Annotated in this window: 18 protein-coding genes; 14 read left to right on the forward strand and 4 right to left on the reverse strand. The window is 71.2% G+C overall.

Annotation, left to right across the window (positions count from 1 at the left end; genetic code table 11):
• Positions 1–60 precede the first annotated feature (60 nt).
• Both fdxA and dapC read left to right on the forward strand, forming a co-directional pair.
• A complete protein-coding gene (gene fdxA, locus ACGFY5_RS40695) occupies positions 61–387 on the forward strand; it encodes a ferredoxin (RefSeq protein ID WP_035857536.1) in 327 nt (108 codons plus the stop codon).
• Positions 387–1469 (forward strand): succinyldiaminopimelate transaminase, encoded by a 1083-nt coding sequence (dapC, locus tag ACGFY5_RS40700; protein ID WP_392730045.1) that lies wholly within the window; start codon positions 387–389, stop codon positions 1467–1469. The genes fdxA and dapC overlap by 1 nt, the downstream gene beginning before the upstream one ends.
• A gap of 72 nt (positions 1470–1541) precedes the next feature.
• Here the strand turns inward: dapC and dapD are convergent, their stop codons facing one another.
• Positions 1542–2513 carry a 2,3,4,5-tetrahydropyridine-2,6-dicarboxylate N-succinyltransferase gene (gene dapD, locus ACGFY5_RS40705; protein WP_392729586.1) on the reverse strand — a complete coding sequence of 324 codons (972 nt, stop codon included), beginning with the start codon at positions 2511–2513 and terminating at the stop codon, positions 1542–1544.
• 33 nt (positions 2514–2546) lie between these two features.
• Here dapD and dapE point away from each other — a divergent pair, with 33 nt between their 5' ends.
• Genes dapE through ACGFY5_RS40720 form a run of 3 tightly spaced genes read left to right on the forward strand, consistent with a single transcriptional unit; the run spans position 2547 to position 5024 of the window.
• Positions 2547–3608: a succinyl-diaminopimelate desuccinylase gene (gene dapE / locus ACGFY5_RS40710; protein WP_392729589.1), complete on the forward strand. Its 1062-nt coding sequence runs from the start codon at positions 2547–2549 to the stop codon at positions 3606–3608.
• Between the two features lie 31 nt (positions 3609–3639).
• Complete coding sequence (locus ACGFY5_RS40715) at positions 3640–4416, forward strand: TIGR00730 family Rossman fold protein (RefSeq protein WP_392729592.1); 777 nt, start codon at positions 3640–3642, stop codon at positions 4414–4416.
• A complete protein-coding gene (locus ACGFY5_RS40720) occupies positions 4416–5024 on the forward strand; it encodes a TIGR00730 family Rossman fold protein (protein WP_392729595.1) in 609 nt (202 codons plus the stop codon). Before ACGFY5_RS40715 ends, ACGFY5_RS40720 begins: the two co-directional genes overlap by 1 nt.
• On the opposite strand, the gene folP is transcribed toward ACGFY5_RS40720, so the two are convergent.
• On the reverse strand, positions 5002–5859 hold the full coding sequence (gene folP / locus ACGFY5_RS40725) for a dihydropteroate synthase (RefSeq protein WP_392730046.1): 858 nt from the start codon (positions 5857–5859) through the stop codon (positions 5002–5004). The genes ACGFY5_RS40720 and folP overlap by 23 nt on opposite strands.
• A gap of 75 nt (positions 5860–5934) precedes the next feature.
• Between folP and ACGFY5_RS40730 the strand changes: the two genes are divergently transcribed.
• The 5 genes from ACGFY5_RS40730 to ACGFY5_RS40750 all read left to right on the forward strand — a co-directional run bounded on the left by ACGFY5_RS40730 (position 5935) and on the right by ACGFY5_RS40750 (position 10151).
• Positions 5935–6645 (forward strand): hypothetical protein, encoded by a 711-nt coding sequence (locus ACGFY5_RS40730; protein ID WP_392729597.1) that lies wholly within the window; start codon positions 5935–5937, stop codon positions 6643–6645.
• Positions 6642–7157 (forward strand): SRPBCC family protein, encoded by a 516-nt coding sequence (locus ACGFY5_RS40735; protein WP_392729600.1) that lies wholly within the window; start codon positions 6642–6644, stop codon positions 7155–7157. The genes ACGFY5_RS40730 and ACGFY5_RS40735 overlap by 4 nt, the downstream gene beginning before the upstream one ends.
• Positions 7154–7765 (forward strand): DNA-3-methyladenine glycosylase I, encoded by a 612-nt coding sequence (locus ACGFY5_RS40740; RefSeq protein WP_392729602.1) that lies wholly within the window; start codon positions 7154–7156, stop codon positions 7763–7765. The genes ACGFY5_RS40735 and ACGFY5_RS40740 overlap by 4 nt, the downstream gene beginning before the upstream one ends.
• Before the next feature lie 255 nt (positions 7766–8020).
• The gene (locus ACGFY5_RS40745; RefSeq protein ID WP_344654608.1) at positions 8021–8188 is read left to right on the forward strand and encodes a DUF3117 domain-containing protein; all 168 of its coding nucleotides are present in this window, start codon (positions 8021–8023) and stop codon (positions 8186–8188) included.
• A 163-nt stretch (positions 8189–8351) separates the two neighbouring features.
• Positions 8352–10151: a leucyl aminopeptidase gene (locus tag ACGFY5_RS40750; protein ID WP_392729604.1), complete on the forward strand. Its 1800-nt coding sequence runs from the start codon at positions 8352–8354 to the stop codon at positions 10149–10151.
• On the opposite strand, the gene glgA is transcribed toward ACGFY5_RS40750, so the two are convergent.
• A complete protein-coding gene (glgA, locus tag ACGFY5_RS40755) occupies positions 10148–11299 on the reverse strand; it encodes a glycogen synthase (RefSeq protein WP_392729607.1) in 1152 nt (383 codons plus the stop codon). The two genes, ACGFY5_RS40750 and glgA, sit on opposite strands and share 4 nt — an antisense overlap.
• Positions 11300–11425: 126 nt before the next feature.
• Between glgA and glgC the strand changes: the two genes are divergently transcribed.
• The gene (gene glgC, locus ACGFY5_RS40760; RefSeq protein WP_392729609.1) at positions 11426–12640 is read left to right on the forward strand and encodes a glucose-1-phosphate adenylyltransferase; all 1215 of its coding nucleotides are present in this window, start codon (positions 11426–11428) and stop codon (positions 12638–12640) included.
• 10 nt (positions 12641–12650) lie between these two features.
• Here the strand turns inward: glgC and ACGFY5_RS40765 are convergent, their stop codons facing one another.
• The gene (locus tag ACGFY5_RS40765) at positions 12651–13295 is read right to left on the reverse strand and encodes an O-methyltransferase (protein ID WP_392729611.1); all 645 of its coding nucleotides are present in this window, start codon (positions 13293–13295) and stop codon (positions 12651–12653) included.
• A 175-nt stretch (positions 13296–13470) separates the two neighbouring features.
• On the opposite strand from ACGFY5_RS40765, the gene sigE reads away from it, so the two are divergent.
• Genes sigE through ACGFY5_RS40780 form a run of 3 tightly spaced genes read left to right on the forward strand, consistent with a single transcriptional unit; the run spans position 13471 to position 15913 of the window.
• Complete coding sequence (sigE, locus tag ACGFY5_RS40770) at positions 13471–14133, forward strand: RNA polymerase sigma factor SigE (protein ID WP_392729614.1); 663 nt, start codon at positions 13471–13473, stop codon at positions 14131–14133.
• Positions 14130–14744: an anti-sigma factor family protein gene (locus ACGFY5_RS40775; protein WP_392729617.1), complete on the forward strand. Its 615-nt coding sequence runs from the start codon at positions 14130–14132 to the stop codon at positions 14742–14744. Before sigE ends, ACGFY5_RS40775 begins: the two co-directional genes overlap by 4 nt.
• Positions 14741–15913, forward strand: a complete 1173-nt coding sequence (locus ACGFY5_RS40780) for a sigma-E factor regulatory protein RseB domain-containing protein (RefSeq protein WP_392729620.1) — start codon at positions 14741–14743, stop codon at positions 15911–15913. Before ACGFY5_RS40775 ends, ACGFY5_RS40780 begins: the two co-directional genes overlap by 4 nt.
• Positions 15914–16276: the final 363 nt, after the last annotated feature.

Consider the following 16276-nt stretch of genomic DNA (forward strand, 5'->3'; position numbering starts at 1 on the left):
CCCGGTTCCCCACCATCATCCGAAGGCGAAGCCGCCACCGCGCCTGGAAGGATTACCTACGTGACGTACGTCATCGCCGAGCCCTGTGTTGATGTCAAGGACAAGGCGTGCATCGAGGAGTGCCCCGTCGACTGCATCTACGAAGGGGAGCGGATGCTGTACATCCACCCCGACGAGTGCGTCGACTGCGGCGCCTGCGAACCGGTGTGCCCGGTCGAGGCGATCTTCTACGAGGATGACGTGAAGGAAGAATGGCGCGAGTACTACAACGCCAACGTCGTCTTCTTCGACGAGATCGGTTCGCCGGGCGGTGCGTCGAAGCTGGGCCTCATCAAGCACGACGCTCCGCTGGTCGCCGCGCTGCCGCCGCAGGAAGGTGAGCACTGATCCCGGCATCGCTGCCCGACTTCCCGTGGGACACCCTCGCGCCCTACGGGAAGCGGGCCCGGGAACATCCGGACGGCATCGTCGACCTCTCGGTCGGGACGCCGGTCGACCCGACCCCCGCCGTGGTCCGCGACGCGCTGGTGGCGGCCGCTGACGCGCCGGGTTACCCGCTGACGGCGGGTTCTTCCGCACTGCGCGACGCGATCGCCACGTGGGTCCGCGAGCGGCTCGGCGCATCGGCCACCGTTGGTGTGCTGCCCACGATCGGCTCGAAGGAACTCGTCGCCTGGCTGCCGACGTTGCTCGGCCTGGGCGCTGCGGACACCGTCCAGTTCCCGCCGCTGGCGTACCCGACGTACGACGTCGGGATCCGGCTCGCCGGGGCCCAGGGTGTGCGCTCGGACGCCACTGTCGCGTCCGGGCCGGGCAAGATCGCCGCGATCTGGGTCAACTCCCCGTCGAACCCGACCGGTCGCGTGCTCGGAGTCCCGCACCTGCGCAAGGTGGTGGCGTGGGCGCGGGAACGCGGCACTGTCGTGATCTCCGACGAGTGCTACCTGGAGCTCGGCTGGGACGTCGAGCCGGTGTCGATCCTGTCCGACGAGGTGTCCGACGGTGACGTGACCGGTTTGCTCGCGGTGCACTCGCTGTCGAAGCGCTCGAACCTCGCTGGGTACCGGGCGGGGTTCGTCGCCGGTGACCCGGCGATCGTCGGAGAGTTGCTCGCGGTGCGCAAGCACGCGGGGATGATCGTTCCGGAGCCGGTGCAGGCCGCGATGGCAGCGGCGTTGGGCGACGTGTCGCACGTGGTTGCGCAGCGTGAGCTGTACGCGCGGCGGCGAGTGGTGTTGCGGGAGGCGCTGGTGAGCGCCGGGTTCCGCATCGACCACTCCGAGGCGGGGCTGTACCTCTGGGCCACGCGGGACGAAGCGTGCTGGGACACGGTGGAGTGGCTCGCGGAGCGCGGGATCCTCGTGGCGCCCGGGGAGTTCTATGGGCCTGCGGGTGCGCAGCACGTGCGGGTGGCGTTGACCGCCACCGACGAACGGGTGGCCGCCGCGGTCAAGCGCCTGAACGCGTAACGGGGCCTACGACGGGTTCCCGGCCCTACGGCGGCGCGCCGTAGGGCCGGGAACCCGTCGTAACCCCGAGAACTAGTTGGCGTGGAGGGCCTCGTTGAGGCCGCCCCAGGAGCGGCCGGCGCGGGGCACTGCCTCGAGTGCGCCCGTCACCGAGTTGCGGCGGAACAGCACTCCGTCGGCCCCCGCCAGGGACGCCGCCTTCACGACGCTCCCGTCGGGTAGCGCGATCTTGGACCCCGCGGTGATGTAGGTGCCCGCCTCGACGACCGAGTCGTCACCCAGCGGGATGCCCAGCCCCGAGTTCGCGCCGAGCAGGCACCGCTCGCCGATCGAGACGACGGTCGTGCCGCCGCCGGACAGCGTCCCCATGATCGACGCGCCACCACCGACGTCGGAGCCGTCGCCCACGACGACCCCGGCCGAGATCCGGCCTTCGACCATCGAGTTGCCGAGCGTGCCGGCGTTGTAGTTGACGAAACCCTCGTGCATGACCGTGGTGCCGGACGCGAGGTGCGCGCCGAGCCGGACGCGGTCGGCGTCGGCGATGCGCACGCCGGACGGCACGACATAGTCGGTCATCCGCGGGAACTTGTCGACGCCGTAGACCTCGAAGTGTTTCCGGGACGCCCGGGCGCGGGCGCGAACGGCCTCCACCTCGGTGGCGAGCACCGGCCCGGCCGAGGTCCAGGCCACGTTCGCCAGGTGGCCGAAGATGCCCTCCAGGTTCGCCCCGTGCGGCTTGACCAGCCGGTGCGAGAGCAGGTGCAGGCGCAGGTAGACGTCAGCGGCGTCCACTGGCGCCCCGTCCAGGTCGGTGACCACCGAGACCGCGACGACCTCGACGCCGCGCAGCGGGTCCGGCCCAACCGCGCTCGCCAATTCCGAGCCGAGCGAAGTCTCTCCCTGAGCCTTGTCCAGCCGCGCGACGCCGGGCGAGAGTCCTGGTACCCCGGGCTCGCCCACACCCAACTTCCCCGTGGGGAACCACACGTCCAGAATCTGTCCGGCGTACTCGGTCGCCAGGCCCACTCCCCAGATGCTCACGGAGCCCACCTTATCGAGCGCTAGGGTCGGCCCGTGACGTTGGACCTCGCGGGCGACCCGGTCGCCCTCACCGCTGCCCTGGTCGATTTCGAGTCGGTCTCCGGCGCCGAAGGGCCGCTGACCGACGAGGTCTTCGCCGCGCTCCAGAGCCTGAAGAACTACGAACTCACCCGCGACGGCGACACGATCGTCGCCCGCACGAACCTGGACCGGAAGCACCGCGTCGTGCTGGCCGGTCACCTCGACACGGTGCCGATCGCGGACAACGTCCCGTCGCGCCGCGAGGGCGACCTGCTCTACGGCTGCGGCACGTCCGACATGAAGAGCGGCGACGCCGTGCTGCTCCACCTCGCGGCCACGGTCGAAGACCCCGCCCACGACCTCACGCTCGTCCTCTACGACAACGAAGAGGTCGAGGCATCGAAGAACGGCCTGGGACGGGTCAGCCGTAACCACCCCGACTGGCTCGCCGCCGACTTCGCGGTGCTGCTCGAACCCACCGATGGCACGGTCGAGGGCGGTTGCCAGGGCACGCTTCGCGCGAAGATCACGACGCACGGCAAGCGGGCGCACTCCGCACGCAGCTGGCACGGGGTCAACGCGATCCACGCCGCCGGCGCGATCCTCGATCGGCTGAACGGGTACGAGGCACGTCAGGTCGACATCGACGGCTGTCGCTACCGCGAGGGCCTGAACGCGGTCGCGATCAACGGCGGGGTCGCCGGCAACGTCATCCCCGACCGCTGCGACGTCACGGTCAACTTCCGGTTCGCCCCCGACCGCTCCGAAGCGCAGGCGGAGGCCCACGTCCGGGAGGTGTTCGAGGGCTACGACCTGGAGATCACCGACTCGGCACCCGGTGCGCTGCCGGGTCTCAGCGCCCCTGCCGCCGCGAATTTCGTCAACAAATTGGACGCACCGGTGCAGGCAAAGCTCGGCTGGACCGACGTGGCCCGCTTCGCGACGCTGGGCATCCCGGCGGTGAACTTCGGTCCGGGCGACCCCAACCTGGCCCATCAGGCCGGCGAGTACGTCGATACGCGCAAGATCACCGCAGCCGTGCAGGCACTTCGTCGCTACCTGCAAGCGAACTAGTGTTTTCCATCCGCGGGATACCGTGGCCTGCATGAGCAGCCCAGAACACCGGCGGGGTCCGGTAACGCTTCGGCGCCAACAGGTACCGACTAGTACCACCGACCAGCGGCTGCTCGACAACAAGAGTGGGCGAGCGGATTTCATCCACTCCGACACGTGGCGGGTCCTGCGGATCCAGAGCGAGTTCGTCGAGGGATTCGGTGCGCTCGCCGAGCTCGGACCGGCGGTCAGCGTGTTCGGCTCGGCGCGCACGCCGGTCGACCACCCCGACTACAAGCTCGCCGAGCAGCTGGGCCACGCCCTCGTCGAGGCGGGGTTCGCGGTGATCACCGGCGGTGGCCCCGGCACGATGGAGGCCGCGAACAAGGGCGCCAGTGAGGCCGGTGGCGTCAGCGTCGGCCTGGGCATCGAGCTCCCGTTCGAGCAGGGGCTCAACCGGTGGGTCGACATCGGCGTCAACTTCCGGTACTTCTTCGCCCGGAAGACGATGTTCGTGAAGTACGCCGAGGCGTTCTGCGTCCTCCCCGGCGGTTTCGGCACGCTCGACGAGCTGTTCGAGGCGCTGACGCTGGTGCAGACCCGCAAGGTGACGCGGTTCCCGGTCGTGCTGATCGGCACCAAGTACTGGGGTGGGCTCGTCGACTGGCTGCGTCAGAGCATGCTCGCCGACGGCAAGATCTCCGAGCAGGACCTGGACCTGATCCAGCTCACCGACGACATCGACGAGGCGGTCGCAGCCGTGAGCTCGGCGGAGTCCCTCTCGGCCGAGCAGGCGACCGGCATCGACGAGGCGCCGGTGGAAGCCTGATGGCGCACGTCTGCGTCTACTGCGCGTCCTCGACGTCGATCGAGCCGGGGCTGATCGAGCTGGCCACCGAGGTCGGTGCCGAGCTCGCCCGCCGCGGCCACTCGCTGGTGTCGGGTGGTGGGAGGGTCTCGATGATGGGTGCGGTGGCGGCCGCCGCCAGGGCCGGGGGAGCGCGCACGGTCGGCGTCATTCCCGAGGCGCTGAGCAGCCGCGAGATCGCCGACTTCGACTCCGACGAGCTCATCCTCACTACCGGGATGCGCGAGCGGAAAGCCGCGATGGACGACCGGGCCGACGCGTTCCTCGGCCTTCCCGGCGGCATCGGCACGCTCGAGGAGATGTTCGAGGTCTGGACGTCACGCTCGCTGGGCATGCACGCGAAGCCCGTCGTCCTGCTGAACACCGGAGGGTTCTACGGCGGGCTCCTGAGCTGGCTGCGCGACCTCGAGGCGCGCGGGTTCGTGCGACGCGAGGCCCTGGCGATGCTCACCGTCGTTTCGTCGGTTTCCGAGGCGTTCGACGCCATCGAGCTGGAGCTGCACTCCGAGACCCGGGTCGAAGCCGGTCCGTCCGCACCCGTGCGGGTTACGCCAGTCCCCGACGCGTGAACGTGGGTGGACGGGTGCCGCGGATCGACGCGACCATGTCGAGCGTGCGGCGGGTCGCCCGGACGTCGTGAGCGCGGAACACGCGGGCGCCGAGCCAGGCGCTGATCGAGGTGGCCGCGAGCGTGCCCTCGAGCCGCTCGTCCACGGAAAGATCGAGTGTCTCGCCGACGAAGTCCTTCCGGGAAAGCGCCACCAGCACCGGCCAGCCCGTCGCGACGAGCTTTTCCAGCTCGCGGGTCAGCGTCAGCGAGTGCCAGGTGTTCTTGCCGAAGTCGTGCGCCGGGTCGATCAGGATGCCGTCCGGGCGCACTCCGACCTCGACCGCTCGCTCGGCCAGGCGCGTCACGGTGCTCACCACGTCATCGACGACGTCCGGGAAGGCGGGGCGATGCGGCCTGCGGCGGGGCTCCAGGCCACCGGCGTGGGAGCAGATCAGCCCCGCGCCGGTGCGTGCCGCGACGACGGCGAGGTCGGGGTCGGCGCCGGACCAGGTGTCGTTGAGCAGGTCGGCTCCGGCGTCGACGGCTGCCTCGCCCACCTCGGCGCGCCAGGTGTCGATGCTGATCACCAGCTGCGGGTGGCGGGCGCGGACCTCGCGGATCAGCGGCACGGTGCGTCGTGCTTCCTCCGCGGCGTCCACGGCTTCGCCGGGACCCGCTTTCACACCACCGATGTCGACGATTTCCGCGCCGTCGCGCACTGCGGTGTCGACGGCTTGGAGCGCGGCCTCGTCGCTGAACGTCGATCCCCGGTCGTAGAACGAGTCGGGGGTGCGGTTGACGATGGCCATCACCAGCAGGTCGGTGTCGGCGAACTCCCGGCTGCCCAGCCGCATTGGCACGTTCTCCAACCTACCCGTTGATTCGCGTCCGGCCGCATGCCGCTGTGACGCACGTGTCACCATGCGGGGGTGGGAAGCTTCCTCCTCGTCGTCGTGGCCGCGCTCGTCCTGTCCGGCATCGTGTTCGGTGCCGCTGCGTTCACGCTGGGTCGTGATCGTGGGCTGACGCCGCCACGGCCCGACGGCGTCCCGTTCGACCTGCCCGCCGACCGGCCGCTGGACCGGTCGGACCTGGCCGAGCTGCGGATCGACACGGCGGTCCGCGGGTACCGGATGGAGCAGGTCGACGAGATTCTGCTGCGGGTCGCCGACGACTTCGACTTCCTGCACGCGCGGATCATCGACCTCGAGGACCAGCTGCACGGTCGCCGCACGGAGGACGACGAGGACGAGGAGCGCCCCTTCGAGTTCCCCTGGGACGCCGACTCCTCCGCCGACGCACCCAGCGCCGCCGACGCGCCCTCCGCCGCGCCGCCCGCCGCCGAACCGCCCGCCGCCGGACCGGGTGCCGCCGGACCGGGTGCCGCCGGACCGGGTGCCGCCGGACCGGGTGCCGCCGGACCGGGTGCCGATGCGGCGCGGGCCGACCTGGCGCGTGCCGAGGCGGCGAGCGCCGAGGAAGCACCGCCGAGCCGCGACAGCGCTCCTGCGGACGAGCCGTCCGCTCCCACCCGCACCCCTGCTTCTGGCACGGCCGACGCGGCCGACGGCGGAGTGTCCGGGGACGAGGAAGCGGGAGAGGCCGAAGTCATGGCGCCGCGGGCCGGGCGGGGGCGATGACCGAGGTCGTCGGGGGCCCGGTGCCCGCTGAGCTGGCGGTGGCGGGGCCCGGGCGGGTCGAGGCCGAGGTCGTCGTCGACGCGGACATCGAGACGGTGTTCGCCGCCGCCACCGACTGGCCGGCGCAGGCCCGCTGGATCCCGTTCACCCGGGTGGAGGTCGTCGCCGGAGACGGCCGCGGCATCGGCACGGTCGTGCACGCGTTCACCGGCATCGGCCGGATCGGCTTCCTCGACGTCTTCCACGTCGTCGGCTGGGAACCCCCGCACCGGGTCGACGTCGTACACGTCGGGCGCCTGGTCCGCGGCCCGGGCGCGTTCCGGCTCACCGAGCGAGGCCCGGAACGCACGGTGATGGCCTGGAGCGAAGACCTCCACCTGCCGTTCGAAGCGCTCGCCACCCGCATCTGGCCGGTAGCCGGCCCGCTCGCCGGCGCCGCCCTGACCCTGGGCCTACGCCGCTTCCGCCGCTACGTAGCCACCCGCGCCACCGCCGCGATCACCCGGCGGTGACGGCCACCGACCGCGCAGCCGAGGCCGCGGAGCTCACGGAGCGGGGGCTGGTGCGGGGTGTGGACGGGTTGCTGCGGTGCTCGTGGGCCGGGGCCACGGAGGACTACCTGGCGTACCACGACCAGGAGTGGGGCCGGCGCCTCACCGGCGACGACGCGTTGTTCGAACGGGTGTGCCTCGAAGCGTTCCAGTCGGGCCTCTCCTGGCTGACGATCCTGCGCCGCCGAGAGGGTTTCCGCCGCGCCTTCGCCGGCTTCTCCATCGAAACCGTCGCCACCTTCGACGACACCGACGTCGAACGCCTCCTCGCCGACACCGGCATCATCCGCAACCGGGCCAAGATCGACGCCGCGATCGCGAACGCCAAGCTCGCCGCAGAGCTCCCCGAGGGCCTGTCCGCGCTCCTGTGGTCGTTCGCGCCACCCGCACGTCCCCGCCCGCGCACCCGGGCGGACGTACCGGCCACCACGCCCGAGTCCACCGTCCTCGCGAAGGATCTCCGCAAGCGTGGATTCCGCTTCGTGGGCCCGACCACCGCATACGCGTTGATGCAGGCAACCGGTATGGTCGATGACCACATCGTGGGCTGTCACGTGGGCGCGGCGTAAGGACCTTCCTCGATCTCCCCGCCGCGCCCGAGGCTGTCCGGTGCGTGGCGGAGACCCCGCTGGTGCCGCTGTCGGCCTTTTTGTGCAGGTCCGGAGGGTGCTAGTCCACTGTGTTTAGCCGGGTCGAGTTTGGGACGCCAGCAGGTATGGGCGAGAATAAGACAGTAGTGAGATGTCCCGGGCGCGTGAGATCCAGCGAGCCTGCAAAGAGTGACCGTACTAGTACGGACGGTTACCGGTCGAGGGGAGCACGAGATGGCGGCCATGAAGCCGCGGACGGGTGACGGTCCGCTCGAAGTCACCAAGGAGGGCCGCGGCATCGTGATGCGCGTACCGCTCGAAGGCGGCGGACGTCTCGTCGTCGAGATGAACGCCGACGAGGCCAGCGCGCTCGGGGACGCTCTGAAGAACGTCACAGGTTAGCCCTTGCGTTAGCCGGTCAGCCGGCCCAGCCGAACACGGAGCCGCACCGTGGAGGCAGGGCCGGCTGTCTGTTGTCCGCGTGTTGCGGGTAGCCGCTCCGCGCCTCTCCGGAGCGCGCGGGCAGAATGATCCCGACGTACTCACTTCCTCCGGAGGAGCCCGCGTGCTCGACGTCCGACTGGTGGCTGTCGCTGATCACTCCGCCGACGCGACGGTGGTGCTCGCGCTACCGACCGCGCCGGACCCGTCCGCGCCGGGCACGGCCGTGGACGAGGTCCCCGCCGCCGTTCTGACGGACGCCGAGATCGTCGAGGGCGCCGCCCCGACCGACGCCCCCGGAGCCGCCACCGACGTCGAAGGTACCCCCCAGCCCGCCGGCGCCCACGACGTGGGCACCCAGCCGGCAGGCGGCCACGACCTGGGCGCTCAGCCGTCGGCAGGCGTCTCCGACGTCGAGGGAGCCCAGGCAGCGAGTGCGCACGACGTCGAAGGCGCTGACCTCGACGGTGGCGACCTCGAGGAAGACGGCGAGGAAGACGGCGCGGAGGAGCGGACTGCTCCGGCGGTGCTGCTCGGGACGCCTTACGCGCTAGCGGACACGCTCGCGGCGACCCTCGACGCCTGGCTCGGCGACGAGCGGCGCCCCGAACCTCCGGCGAAGGGCAAGGCCGGCGAGGTCGCCACGCTCCCGCTCCCCGGCGGCGAGCCCGCCGTCGTCCTCCTGGTAGGCACCGGCGACGGCATCGAAGCGGACTGGCGCAAGGCGGGTGCGGCGCTGGTCCGCGCCGCGTCCGGTGACCCCGAGGTCGTGCTCGCCCTCCCGACCGACGTCACCCCGGACGCCGTCCGCGGCCTGTTCGAGGGCGCGATCCTCGCCGCCTACCGGTTCACGCTCGCGTCCGACCCGAAGCCGCCGACCCTGCGCTCCATCCGGGTCGTCACCGAGGACCCCGAGCGGTTCGCGGACGCGGTCGCGCGGGCCCGTGCCGTCGCGAACGGCACCCTCTTCGCCCGCGACCTGGTGAACACGCCCAGCAACATCAAGAGCCCGGAGTGGTTCGCCGCCCAGGCGGTCGAGAGCGCCACCGTGCTCGGCATCGACGCGCAGGTCCGCGGCCCCGAGTGGCTGGCAGCCAACGACTTCGGCGGCATGCTCGCGGTCGGCGGCGGCTCGACGCGAGGTCCGCGTCTGCTGGAGCTGCGCTGGGCGCCGCCGGGCGTCGAACTGCACACGCTGCGTCACGTCGTGCTCATCGGCAAGGGCATCACGTTCGACACCGGCGGCATCTCGATCAAGCCCGCCCAGGGCATGCAGATGATGAAGAAGGACATGGGCGGTGGCGCGGCCGCGGTCGGCGCGGTGATCGCCGCCGCAGAGCAGGAGCTGCCGCTGCGGGTCACGGTGCTGGTGCCGCTCGCCGAGAACATGCCCAGCGGGACCGCCTACCGCCCGGGTGACGTCGTGCGCCACTACGGTGGCCGCACCTCGGAGATCTTCAGCACCGACGCCGAGGGCCGCATGGTGCTCGGTGACGCTCTGGCGTACGCCGTCGCGACCCTGCACCCGGACGTCCTCATCGATCTGGCGACGCTGACCGGCGGTCAGTCGGTCGCGCTCGGGAAGCGCACCGCGGCGTTGTTCTCGGAGAGCGACGACCTGGCGAAGGCGCTGTTCGAGGCGGCCGAGCAGGCCGGCGAGCGGGTCTGGCAGATGCCGCTGCCCGAGGACTACCTGGAGCAGATCGACTCGGACGTCGCCGATGCGAACAACTCGGGCGGACGCGGTGCGCAGACCGCCACCGCCGCGCTGTTCCTGCGCCCGTTCACCGGCGCCGCGCGGGACCGGTGGGTCCACATCGACATGTCCGGCCCGGCCTGGTCCGACGGCCCGAACGACGAGCTCACCAAGGGCGCCACCGGCTGGGGCACCCGCACCCTCAGCCGGTACCTCGAATCGCTCTAGCCCAAGCCCATGTAGACCGTGGAGGTCTGTTCGGCGATGGCTTCCCAGCTGAAGAGGTCGACGGCGCGCTGACGCCCGGCGCGGCCCAATTCGCTCCCGCGGATCGGGTCGCTCACCACCGACGCGAGCGCCTCGGCGAGCCCGGCCTGGAACGCCGGCAGGTCGTCGGGCGTGTACGGCACGAGCAGCCCGGTGACGCCGTCCTGCACCACCTCGGGGATGCCGCCGACCGCGCTGGCCACGACCGGCGCGCGGCAGGCCATCGCCTCCAGGTTGACGATGCCGAGCGGCTCGTAGACCGACGGGCAGGCGAACGCGGCCGCGTGGCTGAGCAGCGAGATGACCTCTTCGCGCGGCAGCATCTCGGCCTGGTGCAGCACGGTGTGCCCGTCGGCGCGCAGGCGCTCGATGCGCTCGGTCACCTCGGCCGCGATCTCCGGGGTGTCCGGCGCCGACGCGCACAGCACCAGCTGCACGTCCTTGTCCAGGCGCTCGGCGGCGGCCAGCAGGTGCGTGATGCCCTTCTGCCGGGTGATGCGGCCGACGTAGAGGATGTAGGGCCGGTCGGCGTCGATGCCGACCTTGCGCAGCGCCGCGTCGTCGGTCGTCGGCGAGTACAGCTCGGTGTCGACGCCGTTGTGGACGACGTGGATCCGCGAGGCGTCCAGCGCGGGGTAGGCGGCGAGCACGTCGTCGCGCATCCCGCTACTGACCGCGATCACGGCGTCGGCCGCCTCGTACGCGGTGCGCTCGGCCCACGACGAGATCCGGTAACCCCCACCGAGCTGTTCGGCCTTCCACGGCCGCAGCGGCTCCAGGGAGTGCGCGGTGACCACGTGCGGCTTGTCGTGCAACAGCTTCGCCAGGTGACCGCCGAGGTTGGCGTACCAGGTGTGCGAGTGGATGACGCTGACCTCGCCGACACCGTCGGCCATCTCCAGGTCGATCGCGAGCGCACGGAGCGCGCCGTTCGCGTCGGCCAGCTCGCTCGGCGCCTGGTAGGCGCGCGCGTCCTTGCGAGGCTTGCCGAAGCAGTGCACTTCGACCTCGACCAGGCGGCGGAGTTCTCGGACGAGGAAGTCGACGTGGACGCCGGCACCCCCGTACACCTCGGGCGGGTACTCGTTCGTCAATACCGCGACGCGCATGGGGCTCACCCTACGGTGCTGACCCCGTTGTCCCCGACTGTGTCAACGGTGTTAAACCCGAAGCCACGAATGCGACTAGGACCACGCTCCGTGGGGAACTAGGGTCGCACTATGGTGGGTGGCTCGGTGACACGTTCAGTTCTCGGCATCGTCCTGGCCGGTGGCGAGGGCAAGCGGCTGATGCCGCTGACAGCGGACCGGGCCAAGCCCGCGGTCCCGTTCGGCGGTCCGTATCGGCTGATCGACTTCGTTCTTTCGAATCTGGCCAATGCGGAGATTCGTAAGATCTGTGTGCTGACTCAGTACAAATCACACTCGCTCGACCGGCACATCAGTACCACGTGGCGCATGAGCACGCTGCTCGGTAACTACGTGACGCCGGTCCCGGCGCAGCAGCGGCTCGGCCCGCGGTGGTACACCGGCTCGGCCGACGCGATCTACCAGTCGCTGAACCTCGTGTACGACGAGGACCCGGAGTACATCGCGGTCTTCGGTGCCGATCACGTGTACCGGATGGATCCGGCGCAGATGATCGAGCAGCACGTCTTCTCCGGCGCGGGCGTGACGGTCGCCGGCATCCGCGTGCCGCGCCACGAGGCCACTGCGTTCGGCGTCATCAAGACCGCTGACGACGGCCGGACGATCACCGAGTTCCTGGAGAAGCCGAAGGACCCGCCGGGCGTCCCGGACGACCCGAACGTCGCGTACGCGTCGATGGGCAACTACGTCTTCACGACGAGGACGCTGCTCGAAGCGCTGCGGTTGGACGCCGAGGACCCCTCGTCGGCGCACGACATGGGCGGCAACATCATCCCGAACCTGGTGGCCAAGGGTGAGGCCGCCGTCTACGACTTCTCCGACAACGAGGTGCCCGGCGCCACCGATCGTGACCGCGGCTACTGGCGGGACGTCGGAACGATCGACTCGTACTACGAGGCGCACCGTGACCTCGCGTCCGTGCACCCGATCTTCAACCTCTACAACCGTGCCTGGCCGATCCTGACCAGCATGCCGCAGCTGCCGCCCGCGAAGTTCGCGCTCACCGGGCGGGCTACCGAGTCGATCGTCTCGGCCGGCTGCATCGTCACCGGCGAGGTCCGCGACTCGGTGCTGTCGCCGGGTGTCCTGGTCGGCGCCAAGGCCGAGGTGACGGAGTCCGTGCTGCTCAACGGCGTCGTCATCGGTGAGGGCGCGATCGTGCGCAACGCGATCCTCGACAAGAACGTGATCGTGCCGCCCGGTGCGAAGATCGGTGTCGACCCGGAGTTCGACCGCCAGCACTACCGCGTCAGCGAGGGTGGCGTCGTCGTGCTCGGCAAGGGCCAGCCGGTCGAGCTCTAGGCTCTGTGCCTCATTGGCTCAGAACCGCGACCAGCAGGCCGTCGTCGACCGGCAGGATCGCCGGCGTCAGCCGCGGGTGGTCGCGGATCGTGCGGAGCAGTTCGCGCAGCAGCACGGTGATCGGGTCGCGGACCTTCGAATCCGCGACCCGGCCGCCGAGCAGCACGCCGCCGAACGCCACCGCGCCGCCCGGCCGCAGCAGCCGGAGCGACTCCACCAGGTAGTCCGGGTACTCCGCGACCGGGGCGTCGCTGATCAGCACCATGTCGTAGTAGCCGTCGGCGAGGCGGGGGAGTACGTCCAGCGCGCGGCCGTTGATGAGCCGGGCGCGGCTGGCGGGGATGCCGGCCTCGCGGAACGCCAGCCGGGCCGCGCTCTGCAGCTCCGCTTCGGCGTCGATGCTCGTGAGGATGCCGTCCGGGCGCATGCCGCGGAGCACCCACAGCCCACTGACCCCGGTGCCGGTTCCGACCTCCACGACGGCCCTGGCCCGCATCGCGGCGGCCAGGACGCGGAGTGCGGCACCGCACTCCGGCGAGAGCGCCAGGCACCCGAGTTCGTCCGCGCGTGCGCGCGCGGCGGTGAGGATCGCATCTTCCGCAGCGACGTCCAGCCGACCCAGACCGGGCCCGGAATTGCCGGATCTATCGGGCATGGGTGGCGGACCAGGGCGCGCTGAGGCATCCATCACAGTCCTCCCGTCCCAGCACCGCCTCGGACAGGGTAGGGGAACGCGCTGAGCCTGCGATCCGTTGGCAGGCAGGAAGGCACTGGTGCGGTCGGAGTTTCCTCAGCCGCGTCTCAGCGAGAATTGGGAGGGCCCGGGCACAATGGTGATCACACCGGTAGCGCCTGAGAAGGAGGTCGCCTTGGTGCAAGCCTCCGGGGACTCCGCTGACGAGATGGTCCCCACCCAGGCCAACTTCACCGAGCCCGTCAGCTGGGACCCACCCGCCTGGGACGAGGTGGTCCGCGAGCACTCCGCACGCGTCTACCGCCTGGCCTACCGCCTCACCGGCAACCGGCCCGACGCCGAAGACCTCACGCAGGAGGTCTTCGTCCGGGTCTTCCGTGCGCTCGACCGGTACCGCCCCGGCACGTTCGAGGGCTGGCTCCACCGGATCACCACCAATCTCTTCCTCGACCTGGCGCGCCGCCGCGCCCGGATACGCTTCGAGGCGCTGCCCGACGACGCCGAGCGGGTGCCCGGCCGCGAGCGCAGCCCCGAACAGGTCTACATCGACGAGAACCTCGACGACGACGTGCAGCGCGCGCTGGCCGACCTGCCCCCGGATTTCCGCGCCCCGGTCGTACTCTGCGACATCGAGGGTCTCTCCTACGAGGAGATCGCCGCGACGCTGGGCGTGAAGCTCGGCACCGTGCGCAGCCGCATCCACCGCGGCCGGAGCCAGCTCCGCGAGGCGCTGGCCCACCGCGCGCCCCGCAGCGCCAACCCCGTGGACGGCGCCGAGCGTAGCGAGGAGCGGTCATGACCGGGCCGCGCCGAGACCCGCACCTCGGAGAGCTCGCGTCCGCGTTCGCCGACGACGCGCTCGACCTGACGACCCGTGACCGGGTCCTCGTCCACCTGGCCCACTGCGCGGAATGCCGCGCCGAGGTCGACGGACACCGCCAGATCAAGGCCCGGCTGGCCAGGCTCGCGCCGCCGCCGTGCCCGGACTCGCTGCTCGAGCGCCTGCGCGCGCTGCCGGAGTGCACGTCTGCGGAGCGGTCGGCTCCCGAGTTGCCTCCGGTGCAGCTCGAGGCCACGTTTCGTTCGGTCGCGCCCGCCGGTCGTCCGGTGTCCGGCCGTCGGCCGGTTTCCATCGCTCCGGGTCGACGCCGTCCCGCTGGACGCCGCCCGAGCGCCAACCGCCCGGGAGCACGTCGGCTGCGTCGCAAGGTCGTCGCCACGGCGGTCGGGGGCGTCGCCGCGTTCGCGCTGAGCCTCGGCACCGTGGTCGTCCTCGGCGGCGACCAGCCCACCAGCACCGTCAATCCGCCCGTGCTCACCTACATCAAGGAGCACGGCGCGGTCACCAGCGGCGTGCCCGGTGGCGACCGGGAGGCTTCGGTCGTCGACGTCGCGGACACCCACGAGTGAAAACGCTCGACCCTCGCGCCGGGCTGCTGCGTGCGGCCCGTCGCCTGGTGCTCGTGATGGGCGCGGGCGCACTCGGCGCCGTGGTGTGCTCCACGGGTGTCTACCTGTTCGTTCCGGCGCCGACCGAGACGCTCGGCGCCGGTCAGTCCGGCGGCTCCGCTCCGCGCAGCGCGCCGTTCTCGGCCGGTCGGCCGCTCGGCCCCGCCGAGCAGGAGGCACTGCGGCTGCTGCGCCGGGCCGGGCGGGCGCAGGCCGAGATCAACTACCAGGGCACGAAGCTCTTCCGTAGCTGGTCCCGCTGGGGTCAGCTGACGACGACGGCGTTCGTGCGCAACGTGCCGGGCCAGGGCGTCACGGTGATCTCCGACGAGGGCTCGGCGCGGAGGGCGACCGGCCAGCGGGGCGTCCAGATCGACACCGCGGAGAGCAGCTTCGACCTCTCCGACGAGACGCTCGCCACACTCACGTCGGCCTACCAGATCCACGTCGCGAAGGCCGAGCGGATGCTCGAGCGGCCGGTCACCCGCGTCGACGTCCTGCGGCTGAGCGGCACACCCGTCGGTCGGCTCTGGCTCGACGACGCCACCGGGCTCGCCGTCCAGCGCGAACTGCTCGACACCGCCGGCCGGGTCATCCGCCGGACGACGTTCACCGGCTTGAGCGTCCTGTCCTCGACGCCGACGCCGACGTCACCCGCGCCGGCGGACCCGGCCGGGCACCGTGAGTGCGAGGGTGGCCTCTCCGCCGACGAGTTGGCCAGGCTCGACGGCGAGGGATGGGACCTCCCGGGAACGCAGCTGGCCGGGCTGACGCGAGTCTGCGCGCGCACGATGGGCACCGGCGACGACCGGTCGATCCAGCTGAGCTACTCCGACGGACTGTTCGCACTGTCACTTTTCGCTCAGCGCGGTCGGCTGGATTCCGCGCTGCCGGGTGGCTTCAGCCGCCAGCAGGTCGGGAACACCGAGGTCTTCCTGCGCTGCGGTCTCTACCGCGAGCTCAGCTGGGCCGGCTCGGGGATGGTGTACACGCTGGTCACCGACGCTCCCGACGCCACTGTCACGACCGTCGTCGGATCGCTTCCGACGGTGTCGGAGGACGCGGGTGTTCTTGCCCGGATGAGCAAGGGCATCCGACGAGTGGGATCCTGGGTCGATCCTTTCCACTGATTCGCCCGTGTGCGATGGGTGGACAGACGAGGAACACTGGAGGGAAACGCCGGGCGGCCGAGCCTGGCGTTCCGAGGCGGAGGTATCCCCTTGACCGACGCGAGCCGGGTCGACGGACGACCGGCCGAACCGCCGGTGTCCGGTGCGCCGTCCGCAGAGGGCGCGCTGGGGCACGGGGCAGGCGGCTCGCCGTGGATCAATCCGCAGCCGGATGCCGGGTACGCACCCCCGTCCGAGGCCTACAACACCGATACCCTGCCCAGCCGGCCTCGTTCGGGTGGGTATCCCGGGTCCCAGCAGTCCGGGTCCCAGCAGTCCGGGTCGCCGCAGTACCCCGGTCCGCAGGCGTACGGGCAGCAGCCG

The sequence above is a fragment of the Cryptosporangium sp. NPDC048952 genome (genome assembly GCF_043197895.1).
Lineage (GTDB): Bacteria > Actinomycetota > Actinomycetes > Mycobacteriales > Cryptosporangiaceae > Cryptosporangium.